This window comes from Microbispora sp. H10949 (assembly GCF_014161435.1).
GTDB classification, from domain to species: domain Bacteria; phylum Actinomycetota; class Actinomycetes; order Streptosporangiales; family Streptosporangiaceae; genus Microbispora; species Microbispora triticiradicis.
Genome location: NZ_JABBWZ010000001.1, coordinates 214,322 through 231,207, shown reverse-complemented (window position 1 = coordinate 231,207; position 16,886 = coordinate 214,322). Strand labels below are relative to the sequence as shown.

The following is a 16,886-nucleotide window of genomic DNA, read 5'->3' as shown; positions in this document are numbered from 1 at the left end:
CGGCGGCACAGCCGCGAATCCGCGAGTACAGCGGCGTAATGGGGGTTGGAAGCGTTGTCGTACGAGCCCGGTCAGCCGGGTGGTCACGTTCCGGTCATGCTCGATCGCGTGCTGGAGTTGCTCGCTCCGGCGCTCACCGGACCGGAGCCGGTGGCCGTGGACGCCAACCTCGGTCTCGGCGGGCATGCCGAGGCGCTTCTCGCCGCCCACCCCTCCCTCCACCTCGTCGGAATCGACCGCGACCCCACCGCCATCGCGCGCTCCACCGCACGGCTCGCGCCGTACGCGGACCGGATCACCCTGGTGCGCGCCGTCTCCGACGAACTGGCCGACGTGCTCCATGACGCCGGACGGCCCCGCATCGACGCCGCGCTGTTCGACCTCGGCGTGTCCTCCCCTCAGCTCGACGAGGCCGAGCGCGGTTTCGCCTACTCCTACGACGCCCCCCTCGACATGCGGATGGACCGCGACCAGGAGCTCACCGCCGAGCACGTGGTGAACACCTACCCGGTCGCGGACCTGATCCGCATCCTGCGCGACTACGGCGAGGAGCGCTTCGCGGCACGCGTGGCGAACCTCCTCGTCAAGGAGCGTGCCAAGGACCCCATCACCAGCACGAAACGGCTCGCCGACCTCGTACGCGCGGCGATACCCGCCGCGACGAGGCGGACCGGGGGCAACCCGGCCAAGAGAACGTTCCAGGCGCTGCGCATCGAGGTGAACGGAGAGCTGACCGCGCTGGAGCGCGCGCTCCCGGCCGCGCTCGGCGCGCTCGCACTGGGCGGGCGCGTTGTCGTGCTCGCCTACCACTCCCTGGAGGACCGGCTCACCAAGCGGGTCCTCGCGGCGCGAACCAAGGACACCAGCCCTCCGGGGCTGCCGGTCCCGTTGGAGGCGCACCAGCCTCGGTTCCGCCTTCTGACGAGGGGAGCGGAGCTCCCGGACGACGAAGAGGTGGCCCGCAACCCGCGGGCGGCCTCGGCCCGCTTGCGGGCGGCAGAGAGGATCCGCGAGGGATGAGGACAGAGCAGGAGAGCAGGAGGGCGGCCGGACGCGTGGCCGCGCCGTCCCGCGTGCCCGGCCGGGTGCCGGGCCAGGCCGCCGGATCGGCGGGCGAGACCGTCGCGACTCCCGACAGGCCCCTCGGCGGCGCGCGCCGCCGGCGTGAGGACGACCAGCCGCGCCGGGCCCGGCCCGCCGCCGTGAACGACGCACTCCCGCGCGAGGCCGTCCCGGCTCCCCGCGGCGGCGCGACCGGACGCGGCCGCGCGGCGGCCCCCGCCGCCACGCCCGCCCGCGCCGAGGCGAGGGCCCGGCAGGAGGCCCCCGCGGCTCCCCGGAAGGGCAGGGCCCCGGCGAAGACCGCCGCCGGATCCGCCGCGGCCCCCAAGCGCGACGCCGTACGGGCGGCCGCAGCCGGCCGTGTCGCGCCGCCCAGTGAGAGGCCGCTCCGTGAGAGGCCGCTCCGGGAGACGCCGGAGCGTGAGACGCCGCGCCGGGAGAGCCCGGAGCGGGAGCGCCGGGACACCGCCGAGGCCGCGCCCGCGCCGGGACGCGCCCGGCGTGGCGCGGGCGCCGCTGCCTCCCCGGCGACGTCCCCACGTGCCAGAATGGCGCGGCGAGCGTTCCGGCGGCCTCCGCGTGCGCCGTTCGTGCTGCTCGTCGTGGGTCTCATGTGCGGGGGTCTGGTGACCCTCCTGCTGCTCAACACGGTCCTCGCGCAGGACTCGTTCAAGCTGACCGACCTGCGGTCGAGCATCGACGACCTGCACCGGCAGGCCGCCGAGCAGGAGAACCTGCTCCGCACGTGGAGCCAGCCCGGCGCGGTGGACGAGGCGGGTCGTGGGCAGGGCCTGGAGCAGGACCGCTCCGCCCCTCGGTTCATCACGACGGGCGAGGGCACGGCCGGGCAGCAGGGCCAGGAGGAGGGCACGGAGGAGGGCACGGACCGGTGAGAGACAGCGGCCGGAACCCGGGTCCCGGCCGCGGGGGTCCCACCGGGCGTGGCGGCGGCCAGGGCCCGGGCGGCGGCAGGCGCGACCCGGGGTCCCCGGGGCGGCCCTCCCGTCAGGACGGACCGCAGAAACCCGGCCGTCCCGGCCGCCCGTCCGATCCCGGGTCCGGCGAGGCGTCCGGCCGCCCCGCACGCCCGGCACGCCCGGGCGCCGGCGGCGGAGCCGGGCGCGGCGGCGACGCCGGCCGCACGAGAGGCCCCGCGGACCGTGACGCCGCAGCCCCCGACCGCCCCGCCCGCGACACCCGTGCGGCCCGTGATCGTACGGACGGCGACCGCGTGCCGGGCGGCCGCGCGGCGCGTGACCGCGCGGGAGGCGAGCGCGTGGCAGCGGACCGCGTCTCGGGCAGCCGCGCGGCGAGTGGCCCTGCGGGTAGCCGCGCGGGTGGCGAGCGCGCGGCGGACCAGCGTGTGCCGGGCGGCCGCGCGGCGAGTGGCCGTCCCGGCAACCGTGCGGGCAACCGTGCGGGAGGCGAGCGCGCGGCCGATCAGAGCGTGCCGGGCGACGGTGCGTCCCGGGCCGGGAGCGGCGGCTCGGATCGGGGCCGAGGCGGAGCCGCGGGGCGGCCACGTGGCGCGGGGAGCGGCGCTCAGACGCCGGCCCGGTCCCGCGCGGGCGCCGGGGGCGACGTCCCGTCCCGCGGCGCCGGTGGGGCCCGCCCGCCCGCCGGAGCGGCCTCGGCCAGGGGAGCGTCCTCCGGGGGCGCGCCGGGCGGTGGGGCCTCGCCCAGGAGCGCCACGGGCGCCGGTGCCTCCGGCAAGGGCGCGCCGGGAGCCGGACCCTCGCCCAGGGGCGGATCGGCCGCGGAAGCCCCGGGCGGAAGAGCGCCGGGCGGCGCGGGCCAGGGCCGTGCCCGGACGGCCGGCACTCCACCGCGGACCCCGCCGCGCAACCCAACAGGCACTCCGCCGCGCACCCCGACAGGCACTCCACCGCGTACACCAGCAGGCGCACCGCCGCGCACATCAGGGCGCACCCCGCCGCGTCCGCTCCGGGCGCCGGGCGGGCCGCCGCCACCCCCGCGCCCGCCGGCCGTGCTGCGGCTGGGCAACCCCGTACGGCGGCTGCGGGCGGCGATGCTGGTGATGGCGATCGTGCTGTCGCTGTTCGCCGGACGGCTGGTGCAGCTGCAGGGGCTCGACTCCAAGGTGCTCCAGGCGAAGGCCGTGCAGCAGCGGGTGCAGCCCGAGATCCTGCCGGCGCGGCGCGGCGCGATCACCGACGCGGAGGGCCACGAGCTCGCGGTGACGGTCGAGGCAAGAGAGGTCTACGTCGACCCCAAGGACGTCGACCCGGCCAAGCGCGACCTGGTCGCCACCACGCTGGCGCGCGAGCTGAACAAGCCCAGGCAGGACATCGACGCCGCGCTGGCCAAGACCACCCAGCGTTACATCCCGCTGGCGCGCGACGTCGAGCCGCTGCGGGCCAAGCGCATCATGGGCTTCAAGCTCAGGGGCGTGGGCACCAAGGAGACCTACCGCCGTCTCTACCCCGGCAAGTCGCTCGCCGGCGGCCTGCTCGGCTTCACCGGAGTGGACGGCCGGGGCCTGGAGGGCCTGGAGAGCGCGTACAACGACGTCCTCGCGGGCCGGGACGGCAAGCAGAGCATCGAGCTCGGCGCGAACCGCCAGCGCATCCCGATGACACGCAGCCAGCGCGAGGCGCCGGTGCCCGGACGGGACGTCCGGCTGACCATCGACCGGGACCTGCAGTGGGCCGCCGAGCAGACGCTGGCCCGGCGGGTGCACGACACCGGGGCGCGCAGCGGCAGCGTGATCGTGATGGACGTGGCCACCGGCCGGATCCTCGCCATGGCCAACGCGCCCCAGGCCGACCTCAACGACTGGCAGTCCGCCCCGGCGGAGGACCGCGCCAACCGCGCGGTGTCGGAGATCTTCGAGCCGGGCAGCACCAACAAGGTCATCACGGCCGCCGCGGCGATGGAGGCGGGGGTGGTCACGCCCGACACCGTCTTCCGGGTGCCCGACCACATTCAGTGCGCCGACCAGCAGCTCAAGGACGCCCACCCGCACGGGCCCGAGTCGATGACGTTCACCGGGGTCCTCGCGGAGTCGAGCAACGTGGGCACCATCATGGCGGCGGAGAAGATCTCCAGCCAGCGGCTGTACGACATGTTCCGGTCCTTCGGGTTCGGCGCGCGCAGCGGCTCGGGCGTCCCCGGCGAGCAGGACGGCCTGCTGCCCCAGTGGCAGACGTGGTCGGGCAGCCAGCGCTGTACGATCGCCTACGGCCAGGGCATCTCGGTCACCGCGCTGCAGATGGCCAGCGTCTACCAGACGATCGCCAACGGAGGAGTGCGGGTGACCCCCTCGATCGTGGCGGGCACCACCGACGCGCACGGCGCGTTCGTCGCCGCTCCGGCCGCCAAGGGCACGCGGGTGATCGGCGAGACGACCGCCCGATCCATCGCGCTCATGCTGGAGGCCGCGGTCGGCCACGAGGGCACGGGAGAGGAGGCCTCGATCGAGGGCTACCGTGTCGCGGGCAAGACCGGCACAGCGATGCGGTACGACGAGAAGTGCGCGGGATACTGCGGATACACCGCGACGTTCGTGGGCTTCGCCCCCGCCGACCAGCCCCGGCTGATGGCCCTGGCCGTCATCCAGGACCCGAAGAAGGACCACTACGGCGGCGCCGTCGCCGCCCCGGTGTTCAAGGACGTCATGACTTTCGCGTTGAAGAGCAGGAAGATCCCCCCGACCGGCACGAAGGCGCCCGCGATGGTCCTTCGCCCCGCGGAGTGACCGGGACCCAACCGGCCGGGGTGGAGACCACGCGGGCCCCGGTGACGGACGGCCGGGTGGCGGAGGAGAGCGGCGGAGAGGGGTACGCTCTCGCCGTGCGTTCCGCGTCGTCCATGCGTCCAGAGGCCGCCCAGGCCCGCCCGCTGTCCGCGCTCGCGTCCCTGCTCGGCCCGTCGTCGTCGGCCGTGCCCTCCCCCGGAGCGCGGGTGGTCCGCGGCGCCGTCACCGGCGTCACCCTCGACTCGCGCCGGGTGCGGCGCGGCGACCTGTACGTGGCGGTGGCCGGCGCCTCCCGGCACGGCGCGGAGTTCGCCGGAGCCGCCCTCGCGGCGGGCGCGGCGGCGATCCTCACCGACCCCGAGGGCCGTGACGCGGCCGCGGCCACCGGTCTGCCGGTGCTCGTCGTGCCCGACCCGCGGGCGGTGCTCGGGCAGGTGGCCTCCTGGGTGTACGGCAGGCCCGCGTCCGGCATCACGCTCATCGGCGTGACCGGCACCAGCGGCAAGTCCACCTCCACCTTCCTGCTGGAGGCGGGACTGCGGGCGGCGGGCCACCGCACCGGCCTCGTCGGCGGCGTGGAGATCCGCGCCGGGGACGTGCGGTTCACGCCCGATCTGACCACTCCCGAGGCGACCGACCTGCAGGCCCTGTTCGCGCTGATGCGCGAGCAGGGCGTGAGCGCCGCGGCCATGGAGGTCTCCAGCCACGCCCTGGCCCTCGGCCGGGTGGACGGCCTCTTCTACGAGGTGTCGATCTTCACGAACCTGTCGCAGGACCACCTGGACTTCCACCGGGACCTGGACGACTACTTCGCGGCGAAGGCGCGCCTGTTCACCCCCGAGTTCAGCCGTCTCGGGGTGGTGAACGCCGACGACGCCCACGGCCGCGAGCTGGCCGGCACGGCCAAGATCCCGATCACCACGTTCTCCGCCACGGGAGCGCCGGAGGCCGACTGGCGCGCCGAGGACGTCCGCCTCGGCTCCGGCGGCAGCCGGTTCCGCCTCGTCGGCCCCGGAGGGGTCGAGGCCGACGTGGCGGTGGCGCTGCCCGGCCCGTTCAACGTGGCCAACACGCTCGGCGCGCTGGTCGCGCTGGTGGAGACGGGCGTCCCGCTGCAGGCCGCGGTGACCGGCGTCGGCGAGTTCACCGGCGTCCCCGGCCGGATGGAGCGGGTGCCGGGCGACGGCGACGTGCCGGGGGACGTGCAGGTGATCGTCGACTACGCGCACAAGCCGGGCGCGGTGGAGTCGGTGCTCAACTCGCTGCGGGCGGTGCTGGACGACGGCCCGGACAAGGGGCCGGACGGCACACCGGACGACGGGCCCGCTGGGCGCCTGGTCGTCGTGCTGGGCTGCGGCGGCGACCGCGACCGCGGCAAGCGCCCGATGATGGGCGAGGCCGCCGCCCGCCTCGCCGACGTGGCGATCCTGACCAGCGACAATCCTCGTACGGAGGACCCGCTCGCGATCCTCGCCGCGATGCTGGAGGGCGCGCTGCGGGTACCTCCGCAGGAGAGGGCGCACGTCGTCGTGGAGCCGGATCGGGCGGCCGCCATCCGCCTGGCCGTCGGCGGTGCTTCGCCCGGAGATGTGGTAGTTGTGGCGGGCAAGGGACACGAGCTGGGGCAGTATGTCGGGGGCGAGGTCATCCCCTTCGACGACCGTGAGGTGGCCGCCGCGGCCATCGCGGAGCGGAACCGGGCACGGCGGGCCGCAGGGGAGACCGCCGGTGCGTGAGGCGGTGTTACGGAGCGCCCCAGGCGTCCCGGGTCACATGGCTCCGGTTCACATGGCTCCGGTTGACAGCGCTCCGGGTGACGGTGCTCCACCGCTTCACGGGGGCCCGACAAGCGACGCGAAAGAGAGCAGGACAGACACATGATCCCGTTGCCGCTGGCCCGGGTCGCCGAGATCACGTCGGGAGCCCTGAACGGCCTGGCCGACCCCGCGGCCGTGGTCCGAGGACCGGTCGTGATCGACTCGCGGGCGGTCGTGCCCGGCTCGCTCTTCGTGGCGATCAAGGGGGAGCGGGCCGACGGGCACGACTTCGCCCGGCAGGCCCACGAGGCGGGCGCCGCCGCCGTCCTCGCCACCCGGCCGGTCGACGCGCCGGCCGTGATCGTGGGGGACCCCCAGGCCGCCCTGGCCGCCCTGGCGAACGCCGTGGTGAGGGAGCTGCCCGGCACGACCGTGGTGGGCGTGACCGGCTCCGCGGGCAAGACCACGACCAAGGACCTGCTGGCCGGGCTCGCCGCGCGGATGGGCCCGACGGTCGCGCCTGTCGGCTCGTACAACAACGAGATCGGCCATCCGCTGACCGTGCTCAAGGCCGACGAGGGCACCCGGTTCCTCGTGCTCGAACTGAGCGCGCGCAACATCGGCCACATCGCCTACCTGGCGGAGATCGCCCCGCCGCGCATCGGCGTGGTGCTGAACGTCGGCACCGCCCATCTCGGCGTGTTCGGCGGCAAGGAGGCGATCGCCCGGGCCAAGGGCGAGCTCGTCGAGGCGCTGCCCGCCGACGGGACCGCGGTGCTCAACGCCGACGATCCGCTGGTCAGCGAGATGGCCGGCCGTACGGAGGCTAGGGTGACCTGGTTCGGCCGCGCGGCCCGCGCGCACGTGCGGGCGGAGGACGAGACGCTCGACGCGGCCGGCCGCGCCTCGTTCACGCTGCGCACGCCGTCCGGCGCCGCCCCGGTGCGGCTGCGCCTGTACGGCGCGCACGCCGTCGAGAACGCCCTGGCCGCCGCGGCCGCCGCCTACGAGCTGGGCCTGCCGGTGGCGGCCATCGCCGAGGAGCTGTCGGCGGCCGAGCCGCGCAGCCGCTGGCGGATGGAGGTCACCGACCGGCCCGACGGCGTGACCGTGATCAACGACGCGTACAACGCCAACCCCGACTCCATGCGGGCCGCCTTCGGCAGCCTCGGGGTCATCGGCGCCGGGCGGCGGCGGTTCGCGGTGATCGCCGCGCTGCGCGAGCTGGGCGAGGACGGCCCGGCGCTGAACGAGGACCTCGGGCGGCTGGCCGCCGGCGCGGGGCTGGAAGCGGTGATCGTCGTGGGGGAGGACGCCGGGCCGGTGCTCAGGGGCGCCCCCGGCGCGATCCACGCGCCCGACGCCGCCGCGGCGGCCCGGGAGCTGTCGGACCGGCTCGCGCCCGGGGACGCGGTGCTGGTGAAGGGGCCGCGTGCGGCCGGGCTCGAGCGGGTCGCCGAGGCGATCCTCGGAGGTGACGCCCGGTGAGGAACATCCTCATCGCGGGGGCGATCTCGCTGCTGCTGTCCATGGTCGGCACGCCGCTGGCCATCCGGCTGTTCGCCCGGCGCGGGTACGGCCAGAACATCCGGGAGGAGGGCCCGTCGGGTCACTACGACAAGAAGGGCACTCCCACAATGGGCGGCACGGTGATCGTGATCGCCGCGCTGATCGGCTACTTCCTGGCCCACGGGGTGACCGTCTTCTCGGCGGTCAGCGACCCTCCGACGGCCTCGGGCCTGCTGGTGCTGTTCCTGATGACCGGCCTCGGGGCGGTCGGCTTCCTCGACGACTTCATCAAGATCTACAAGCAGCGGAGCCTGGGCCTGCGCAGTGGCGCCAAGGCCGCCGGCCAGCTCGTCGTCGGCGCGGTCTTCGCGGTGCTCGTGCTGCGGTTCCCCAACGCCTACGCCGTGACCCCGGCCGACACGCGGGTGTCGTTCCTGCGGGACATCGGGCCGTCCATCGGGCTCATCGGGTTCGTCGTCTGGGTCCTGTTCTTCATCGTGGGCTTCTCCAACGCGGTGAACCTGACCGACGGGCTCGACGGCCTGGCCTCCGGCGCCACCTGCCTGGTCCTCGCGGCGTACGTGCTGATCGGCAACTGGCAGCTGCGCAACAGCTGCACGACGGTCGGCTTCGGCCCCAACTGCTACTGGGTGCGAGATCCGCTCGACCTGGCGGTGGTCGCGGCGGCGGTGCTGGGGGCCTGTCTGGGCTTCCTGTGGTGGAACGCCCCGCCCGCCAAGATCTTCATGGGCGACACCGGCTCGCTGGCCCTCGGCGGCGTGATCGCCGGTCTGGCCTTCACCACCCGGACCCAGCTCCTGCTGGTCATCCTGGGCGGCCTGTTCGCGCTCATCACGATGTCGGTGATCATCCAGGTCGGGTTCTTCAAGATGACCCGCAAACGGGTCTTCCGGATGGCTCCGCTCCAGCACCACTTCGAGCTGTCCGGCTGGGCCGAGACCACGATCGTGGTCCGCTTCTGGCTGATCGCCGCGCTGTGCGTGGCCGCCGGTCTCGGCCTGTTCTACCTCGAATGGATGCCGAAGCAGTGAGTGTGGTCGTCGCCGGTCTCGGCGTGTCGGGCGCGGCCGCGGCCCGGGCCCTGGCCCGCCGCGGCGAGCGGGTGACCGTCCTCGAGGCGGTGGACGGCGAGCGGCAGCGCGCCGCGGCCGCCGACCTCGAAGCCCTCGGGGTGGAGGTGCGGTTCGGCGAGCCCGCCCTGCCCGAGGGCGTCTCGCTCGTGGTCACCTCGCCCGGCTGGCGGCCTGCTCATCCGCTCCTCGTCGCGGCCGGGAAGGCGGGCGCCGAGGTGATCGGGGAGGTCGAGCTGGCCTGGCGGCTGCGCGGGGAGCACGCCGCCCCCTGGCTGGCGCTGACCGGCACCAACGGCAAGACCACCGCCGTCCGCATGCTCGCCTCCATCCTGTCCGCCGCCGGGCACCGGGCCCTCGCCGTGGGCAACGTCGGCGTGCCGATCGTGGAGGCCGTGGACGGCCCGTACGACGTGCTGGCCGTGGAGCTGTCGAGCTTCCAGCTCCACTGGTCGTCGAGCCTCGCGCCGCTCGCGGGGGCCGTGCTCAACGTCGCGCCCGACCACATCGACTGGCACGGCTCGATGGAGGAGTACGCCGCCGCCAAGGCTCGGGTCTTCACCGCCGCCGGGACCGTCGTGTTCAACGCCGACGACGCGTGGTCGTCGCGCCTGGCCGAGCCGTACGCCTCCCAGGTGGGCTTCACACTCGCCGTGCCGCGGCCCGGGCAGCTCGGGATCGTGGAGGACCTGCTGGTCGACCGGGCCTTCGTGGCCGACCCGGCGTCCTCGGCGGAGGAGCTGGCCTCGCTGGAGGACGTGTGCCCCTTCGCGCCGCACAACGTCTCCAACGCGCTCGCCGCCGCGGCCCTGGCCCGCGCCCACGGCGTGCCGCCCGAGGCCGTACGGCGGGGCCTGCGCGAGTTCACGCCCGACCCGCACCGCATCGCGCACGTCGCGACGGTGGGGGACGTCGTCTACGTGGACGATTCCAAGGCCACCAACCCGCACGCGGCGGCCGCGTCGCTGGCCGCCTACCCCTCGATCGTGTGGATCGCGGGCGGCCAGCTCAAGGGCGCCGACGTGAACGACCTCGTACGGCAGGCCGCGCCCCGGCTGCGCGGCGCGGTGCTGCTGGGGGCCGACCGCGAGCTGATCCGCCGGGCATTGGCGCGACACGCCGCGAATGTCCCCGTCGTGGACGTGCCGGGGCAAGACACTGGGGTCATGGACCGCGTCGTCGCCGAAGCCGCCCGGCTCGCCTCTCCGGGTGACACCGTGCTGCTCGCCCCCGCCGGAGCGTCACTGGACATGTACGCCGGCTACGGAGCGCGTGGGGAGGCCTTCGCCGCAGCCGTGCACCGCCTGGCGGCACCGTGAGCGACCGGACGGCGAGCGACCGGGTGCCGGGCCAGACCGGCAGCCCGGCCGGCGCCCCGGCGGGCCGGACCCGGGGGGAGCGGGCACAGAGCGAGCGGGCCCGAGGTCAGCGAACACAGAGCGAGCGAACAGCGGGCGAGCGAACGCCGGGCGAGCAGGCACCGGGCGGCTGGGCCGGCACCCAGATCGCGGCGCTGCGCGAGCTGCTCGGCCGCCCGCTGACGTCCTACCACCTCGTGCTGGGCTGCAGCGCGCTGCTGCTCGCCCTCGGGCTGATGATGGTGCTGTCGGCGTCGAGCATCGAGGCGCTGCAGCGGACCGGGAACCCGTTCTACTGGTTCCTGAAGCAGGTCACCTCGGTGGCGATCGGGCTCCCGCTCATGTGGGTGTGCTCCCGGCTGCCGCAGCGGTTCTTCCGCCTCGCCGGCTATCCGCTGATGGGCCTGTCGATCCTCGGCCTGCTGATGGTCATCTTCCTCGGCCAGGAACTGCTGGGCGCCCAGCGGTGGATCGTCATCGGCCCGTTCTCGGTGCAGCCGTCGGAGCCGGCGAAGCTGGCCCTGGTGCTGTGGGGGGCCGACCTGCTCGCGACGCGGGCGCGCGCGGGCCGCATCGAGTGGCGTCAGCTGCTGATCCCCCTGATGCCGGGCGTGGCCCTCTTGGCCGTCCTGGTCATGCTCGGGCGCGACCTCGGCACGACGCTCGTGCTCATGATGATCTTCCTGGCGCTGCTGTGGGTGGTCGGCGCGCCCGTGCGGCTCTTCGGCGGCATCCTCGGGCTGCTCGCGCTGGCGACCGCCACTATGATCATCGCCGAGCCCTACCGGCTCCGCCGCCTGACCGGCTTCCTGAATCCGTGGGAGACCGCGCAGCACGAGGGGTTCCAGTCCGTGCAGGGGCTGATGGCGATCGGGTCGGGCGGCTGGTTCGGCATCGGGCTGGGCGCCAGCCGGCAGAAGTGGAACTATCTGCCCCACGCCGAGAGCGACTTCATCTTCTCCATCATCGGCGAGGAGCTCGGGCTGCTGGGGACGCTCGTGGTGGTCGCGCTGTTCGGCCTGCTCGGCTACGCGGGCCTGCGCATCGCCATGCGGACCAGGGACCCCTTCGTCCGGCTCGCGTCCGCCGCCGCCACCGCCTGGATCGCCGGGCAGGCCGTCGTCAACATCGGTGCGGTCATCGGGGCCTTCCCGGTCACCGGCATCCCGCTGCCGCTCGTGTCGTACGGCGGATCGGCGCTGCTGCCGACGCTCGCGGCGCTCGGCATGCTGCTGTCGTTCGCCAAACGGGAGCCGGGCGCGGCCGAGGCGCTGGCGGCCCGTGGCCCCGGACCGGTCGCGCGGGCTCTAAGCTGGCTTGGCCTGAACGCCCGAGCCTGGCGCCGGCCCGCGTCCCCGCGCGAGGCCGTCCGGCGGACGGCACGGCCGCGTACGGCACGAGTGGGAACGACGCGGGAGCATTCGCGAGAACGTCCGCGGGAACATCCGCGAGAGAGCAGGGAGTGACATGAGGGTGGTCCTCGCCGGCGGCGGGACGGCCGGCCACATCGAGCCGGCGCTCGCGCTGGCCGACGCGCTTCGCCGGCTCGACCCGAGGATCGGCATCACCTGCCTCGGCACCGAGCGCGGACTCGAGACCCGCCTGGTGCCCGCGCGCGGCTACGAGCTGGAGCTCGTGCCCGCCGTGCCGCTGCCCCGCTCGCTCAGCCCCAAGCTCCTCACCGTGCCCGGCCGGCTCGCCGGGGCCATCGGCAGCGCCGCCGGCATCCTCGACAAGGTCGGCGCGGACATCCTGGTCGGCTTCGGCGGCTACGTCGCCACCCCCGCCTACCTCGGCGCCCGGCGGCGCGGCGTGCCCATCGTGGTCCACGAGGCCAACCCGCGGCCCGGCCTGGCCAACCGGCTCGGCGCCCGCCTCACCGACCACGTCTTCACCGGCCACCCGGACGCCGTCCTCCCCAACGCGGAGTACGTCGGCATCCCGCTGCGCCGGGAGATCAGCACGATGGACCGCCTGTCGATGGGGGACAAGGCGCGGTCGTACTTCGGGCTGGAGTCCGACCGGGTGACGCTGCTGGTGTTCGGCGGGTCGCAGGGCGCCCGCTCGGTCAACCAGGCGGCGCTGGAGGCCGCGCCCTACCTGCGCGCCGCGGGTGTCCAGGTGCTGCACGTGGTCGGGCCGAAGAACACCGTCGAGATCGAGCCCCCGCCCGGCGACCCGCAGTACGTGATCCTGCCGTACGTCGACCGGATGGACCTCGCCTACGCCGCGGCCGACCTCGTGCTGTCCCGCGCGGGCGCCATGACCTGCGCCGAGCTGACCGCCGTGGGGCTGCCCGCGGCGTTCGTACCGCTGCCGCACGGCAACGGCGAGCAGCGCCTCAACGCCGAGCCGATCGTCCGGGCCGGGGGCGGCCTGATGGTCGACGACGCGGACCTGTCGGCGGCCTGGATCGTCCAGACGCTGCTGCCGATCCTGAACGACCCCGAGCGCGTGGTCGCGATGTCCGAGGCGGCCTCCCGGATGGGCCGCAAGGACGCCGACACGACGCTCGCCCGCAAGGTGCTGGAGATCGCTTCCCGATGAGTCTCGTCAAGCTCGTGGACCCCGTGCCGGCGGCCGACCTGGGGCGGGTGCACTTCATCGGCATCGGCGGCGCCGGGATGTCCGGCATCGCCCGCATCCTGCTCAAGCGGGGCGTACCGGTGTCGGGCAGCGACGCGCGCCCGTCCGCGCAGCTGACCGAACTGCGCGAGATGGGGGCCACCGTCCACGTCGGCCACGCCGCCTCCCACATCAAGGACGTCGACACGGTCGTCGTCTCCACCGCGATCCGCGACTCCAACCCCGAGCTGGGGGAGGCGCTGCGCCAGAACCTCCGGGTGATCCCGCGCGCCGCGGCGCTGGCCTCGGTGATGTCCGGCCGCACCGGCATCGCCGTCGCCGGCACCCACGGCAAGACCACGACCACCTCGATGCTGACCGTGGCGCTGCAGAAGTGCGGCGAGGACCCGTCGTACTGCGTCGGCGGCCAGCTCGTCACGACCGGTCTCGGCGCCGACGACGGCACGGGCGAGGTGTTCGTGGCCGAGGCCGACGAGAGCGACGGCTCCTTCCTCATGCTCGCGCCGCGGATCGCCGTGGTCACCAACGTCGAGGCCGACCACCTCGACAACTACGGAGACCCCCAGGCCGTCCACGACGGGTTCGCCCGCTTCGTCGAGCACGTCGGGTCGCTGCTGGTCGTCTGCGCCGACGACCCCGGTGCCGCCGCCCTCGTGCCGATCGCGCGTGAGCGCGGCCTCACCGTCGTCACGTACGGCGAGAGCGCCGGGGTGGACCTGCGCACGACCGACGTGGCCCCGCGCGGCCTCGGCGTGGAGTTCCGGGTGGAGCTCGGCCCGGGGGCGCCCGGCGGGCCGGGACGCGGCGAGGTGCGCCTGGCCGTGCCCGGCCGGCACAACGCGGTCAACGCCACCGCGGTGATCGCCGTGGCGCTGCACCTCGGCCTGCGCTTCGACGACGTCAAGGAGGGCCTGGCCGCCTTCACCGGCGCGAAGAGGCGGTTCGAGTCCAAGGGCGAGGCCGGCGGCGTGACGGTCTTCGACAGCTACGCCCACCACCCGACCGAGCTGACCGCCGACCTGCGCGCCGCCCGCGACGTGGTCGGCGGCGACGGCCGGGTCATCGCGGTCTTCCAGCCGCACCTCTACTCGCGCACCCGGTTCTTCGCCGACGAGTTCGGCGCCGCGCTCGGCCTGGCCGACGAGGTCGTGGTGCTCGACGTGTACGGCGCGCGGGAGGACCCCGAGCCCGGGGTCTCCGGGGCGCTCGTCGCCGGGAAGGTGCCGTTGCCGGCCGAGCGGGTGGTCTACGCCCCCGACCGCGCGGCCGTGCCCGCCCTCGTCGCCGGCCGGGCACACGCCGGGGACATCGTCCTCACGATGGGCGCGGGGGACGTCACCGAGCTCGGCCCGCGAATCGTCGCGGAGCTGTCCGCCCGGTGAGGCGGGCCGTCCGGCGCTCGGCGCTCGCCACCCTGCTGACCGGCGGGGTCGTGGGCGTCGCCACCTGGGTCGTGTTCTTCTCGCCCGTCCTCGGCGTGCGGGAGGTCGAGATCACCGGCAACGGCCGCGTCCCGGCCGAGGAGCTGCGCCAGGCGGCGGGAGTGCGGACGGGCACCCCGCTCGCCACCGTGGACCTCGCCGGGGTCGAGGGGCGGGTGCGGGCGCTGCGCGCCGTCGAGTCCGCAACGGTCGGCCGCGTCTGGCCCGGCACGCTGCGGATCAGCGTGGTCGAGCGCGTGCCCGCGGCGGCGGTCCCCCTGGGCGTCGCGACGGCGGTGATCGACCGGTACGGGGTCGTCCTCCAGCAGGTGACGGTCGCCCCGCCGCAGCTTCCGGTGCTGCGGGTGGAGCGGGCCGCAGCCGACGATCCCGCCACCCGGGCGGGCCTCACCGTGCTCCGGGCGCTGCCGGGCGACCTCCTCGGCCGGCTGCGGGAGCTGCGCGCCCCCTCGCCCCGGTCGATCACCCTCAAGCTCACCGACGGCCGCTCCGTCACCTGGGGAGACGCGCGGGACTCGGCCCGCAAGGGGCGGGTGTTGCTCGCCGCGCTGGCCAAGCCGGGGAAGAACTACGACGTCAGTTCGCCCGAAGTGGTGACGGTCAGGTGACAAATCTCACTGACCGTGCTCGAACCGGCCGAAGCCGCCCTGGACCGGGGCATCGTGCGAATAGGACAGCGCGCGACACGCCGGACTGCCTTGCGGCGCGGTTAGTTGACCCTGGGGGACGCGCAACCCTACTGTCCGTATCAATCCTCAGGTTGACATAACTCTAAATCTCAACTTGAGGGTGAGAGTTCAAGAGAAGACGGCGGGCCCTGCCCGCATGAAACGCAAACGAGCGGAAAGGCCCCTCGTCGTGGCAGCACCGCAGAACTACCTCGCGGTCATCAAGGTCGTCGGCATCGGCGGCGGCGGAGTGAACGCCGTCAACCGGATGATCGAGGAGGGACTCAAGGGCGTCGAGTTCATCGCCATCAACACTGACGCCCAGGCGCTGCTGATGAGTGACGCCGACGTGAAACTCGACGTGGGGCGCGAGCTCACGCGAGGCCTCGGCGCGGGCGCCAACCCGGAGGTGGGCCGCAAGGCGGCCGAGGACCACCGGGAGGAGATCGAGGAGGTCCTCAAGGGGGCCGACATGGTCTTCGTGACCGCCGGCGAGGGAGGCGGCACCGGCACCGGCGGAGCGCCGGTCGTGGCCAGCATCGCCCGCTCGCTCGGCGCGCTCACCATAGGAGTGGTCACCCGGCCCTTCAGCTTCGAGGGCAAGCGCCGGGCCATGCAGGCCGAGGCCGGCATCGAGACCCTCCGCGAGGAGGTCGACACGCTGATCGTCATTCCGAACGACCGGCTGCTGTCGATCTCCGACCGCCAGGTGAGCGTGCTCGACGCGTTCAAGGCCGCCGACCAGGTGCTGCTGTCCGGTGTGCAGGGCATCACCGACCTCATCACCACGCCCGGTCTGATCAACCTGGACTTCGCCGACGTCAAGTCGGTCATGTCCGGCGCGGGTTCGGCACTCATGGGCATCGGCCACGCGCGGGGCGACGACCGGTCGGTCGCCGCCGCCGAGATGGCCGTCTCCAGCCCGCTGCTGGAGGCGAGCATCGACGGCGCCCACGGCGTGCTGCTGTCCATCGCCGGCGGCTCCGACCTCGGCCTCTTCGAGATCAACGAGGCGGCCCAGCTCGTCAGCAACGCCGCCGCGGTCGACGCCAACATCATCTTCGGCACGGTCATCGACGACGCGCTCGGCGACGAGGTGCGGGTGACGGTCATCGCGGCCGGGTTCGACGAGCCGGCCCCGGTCAAGCCGGTGGCCGCTCCGCTGGCGCGCCCGCAGCAGGCCCGCCCGGCGCCGGCCCAGGCCGCGCGCCCCGCGACCCCGGCACCGGTCAGGCCGGAGCCGCGCCCGGAGCCGGCCCAGCCCTCCGTACGGCCGGTCGGCGCCGTGACGCCGTCCGCGGCCACCCCGGCGCCCACGCCGCCGCCCGCCACCATGCAGCCGGCCACGGCGCAGGCCGCCACCGTGCCCACCACGGCCCAGCCGCAGGCGAGCGCCGTGCCGCAGCCGGCCCAGCCGGTGGGTCAGCCCGCCCAGCAGGCCGCGCCGCAGGCCGAGGGGGTCACGCCGTTCCCCAGGGACGCCGCCGACGGCGGGCGCGACCAGGGGGTCACCGGCCCGGTGTCGATCCCGAGGCCCACTCCCGAGCCGCCGGCCCCGATCACCTCCCGCCCCTCCCAGCCGGGTCCCCGGCGTCCGGTGGTGTTCGAGGAGCAGGAGGAGGAGCTCGACGTGCCGGACTTCCTCAAGTGATCTTCCGGCGCGGCGTGGCCGAGGCCGGAGCCCCAGTAGGGGCC

The 16,886-nt window shown here is 74.7% G+C and carries 12 protein-coding genes; all 12 read left to right on the top strand.

Translation table 11 applies throughout. The features are described 5' to 3' along the window. The first annotated feature begins 96 nt into the window (after positions 1 to 96). The 12 genes from rsmH (at position 97) to ftsZ (ending at position 16,842) form a co-directional block, all read left to right on the top strand. The gene (gene rsmH, locus HHX40_RS01005) at positions 97 to 1,020 is read left to right on the top strand and encodes a 16S rRNA (cytosine(1402)-N(4))-methyltransferase RsmH (protein WP_182879073.1); all 924 of its coding nucleotides are present in this window, start codon (positions 97 to 99) and stop codon (positions 1,018 to 1,020) included. Further along, a complete protein-coding gene (locus HHX40_RS01000) occupies positions 1,017 to 1,955 on the top strand; it encodes a hypothetical protein (protein WP_182879072.1) in 939 nt (312 codons plus the stop codon). The genes rsmH and HHX40_RS01000 overlap by 4 nt, the downstream gene beginning before the upstream one ends. 1,094 nt (positions 1,956 to 3,049) lie before the next feature. Further along, positions 3,050 to 4,780 (top strand): penicillin-binding protein 2, encoded by a 1,731-nt coding sequence (locus HHX40_RS00995; protein WP_310737888.1) that lies wholly within the window; start codon positions 3,050 to 3,052, stop codon positions 4,778 to 4,780. A gap of 113 nt (positions 4,781 to 4,893) precedes the next feature. Beyond that, positions 4,894 to 6,516, top strand: coding sequence for a UDP-N-acetylmuramoyl-L-alanyl-D-glutamate--2,6-diaminopimelate ligase (locus tag HHX40_RS00990; RefSeq protein WP_182879463.1), 1,623 nt, complete (start codon positions 4,894 to 4,896; stop codon positions 6,514 to 6,516). Positions 6,517 to 6,657: 141 nt separating this feature from the next. After that, complete coding sequence (gene murF, locus HHX40_RS00985) at positions 6,658 to 8,025, top strand: UDP-N-acetylmuramoyl-tripeptide--D-alanyl-D-alanine ligase (protein ID WP_182879071.1); 1,368 nt, start codon at positions 6,658 to 6,660, stop codon at positions 8,023 to 8,025. Continuing rightward, positions 8,022 to 9,098 (top strand): phospho-N-acetylmuramoyl-pentapeptide-transferase, encoded by a 1,077-nt coding sequence (gene mraY / locus HHX40_RS00980; RefSeq protein ID WP_111701208.1) that lies wholly within the window; start codon positions 8,022 to 8,024, stop codon positions 9,096 to 9,098. The genes murF and mraY overlap by 4 nt, the downstream gene beginning before the upstream one ends. Next, positions 9,080 to 10,456 carry a UDP-N-acetylmuramoyl-L-alanine--D-glutamate ligase gene (gene murD, locus HHX40_RS00975; protein ID WP_182879070.1) on the top strand — a complete coding sequence of 459 codons (1,377 nt, stop codon included), beginning with the start codon at positions 9,080 to 9,082 and terminating at the stop codon, positions 10,454 to 10,456. The genes mraY and murD overlap by 19 nt, the downstream gene beginning before the upstream one ends. A gap of 185 nt (positions 10,457 to 10,641) precedes the next feature. Continuing rightward, positions 10,642 to 11,961, top strand: coding sequence for a putative lipid II flippase FtsW (gene ftsW, locus HHX40_RS00970; protein WP_182879462.1), 1,320 nt, complete (start codon positions 10,642 to 10,644; stop codon positions 11,959 to 11,961). 1 nt (position 11,962) lies between these two features. After that, positions 11,963 to 13,042: an undecaprenyldiphospho-muramoylpentapeptide beta-N-acetylglucosaminyltransferase gene (murG, locus tag HHX40_RS00965; RefSeq protein WP_111701210.1), complete on the top strand. Its 1,080-nt coding sequence runs from the start codon at positions 11,963 to 11,965 to the stop codon at positions 13,040 to 13,042. Then, positions 13,039 to 14,463, top strand: coding sequence for a UDP-N-acetylmuramate--L-alanine ligase (gene murC / locus HHX40_RS00960; protein ID WP_111701211.1), 1,425 nt, complete (start codon positions 13,039 to 13,041; stop codon positions 14,461 to 14,463). The genes murG and murC overlap by 4 nt, the downstream gene beginning before the upstream one ends. Continuing rightward, on the top strand, positions 14,460 to 15,131 hold the full coding sequence (locus HHX40_RS00955; protein ID WP_111701212.1) for a cell division protein FtsQ/DivIB: 672 nt from the start codon (positions 14,460 to 14,462) through the stop codon (positions 15,129 to 15,131). The genes murC and HHX40_RS00955 overlap by 4 nt, the downstream gene beginning before the upstream one ends. Positions 15,132 to 15,381: 250 nt before the next feature. Continuing rightward, entirely contained in the window at positions 15,382 to 16,842 is a 1,461-nt protein-coding gene (gene ftsZ, locus HHX40_RS00950) for a cell division protein FtsZ (protein ID WP_182879069.1), read from the top strand. Positions 16,843 to 16,886 lie beyond the last annotated feature (44 nt).

Coding starts and splice junctions, on each gene's coding strand:
- rsmH (WP_182879073.1), top strand. CDS start 97: ATGCTCGATCGCGTGCTGGAGTTGCTCGCTCCGGCGCTCACCGGACCG.
- HHX40_RS01000 (WP_182879072.1), top strand. CDS start 1,017: ATGAGGACAGAGCAGGAGAGCAGGAGGGCGGCCGGACGCGTGGCCGCG.
- HHX40_RS00990 (WP_182879463.1), top strand. CDS start 4,894: ATGCGTCCAGAGGCCGCCCAGGCCCGCCCGCTGTCCGCGCTCGCGTCC.
- murF (WP_182879071.1), top strand. CDS start 6,658: ATGATCCCGTTGCCGCTGGCCCGGGTCGCCGAGATCACGTCGGGAGCC.
- murD (WP_182879070.1), top strand. CDS start 9,080: ATGGATGCCGAAGCAGTGAGTGTGGTCGTCGCCGGTCTCGGCGTGTCG.
- murG (WP_111701210.1), top strand. CDS start 11,963: ATGAGGGTGGTCCTCGCCGGCGGCGGGACGGCCGGCCACATCGAGCCG.
- murC (WP_111701211.1), top strand. CDS start 13,039: ATGAGTCTCGTCAAGCTCGTGGACCCCGTGCCGGCGGCCGACCTGGGG.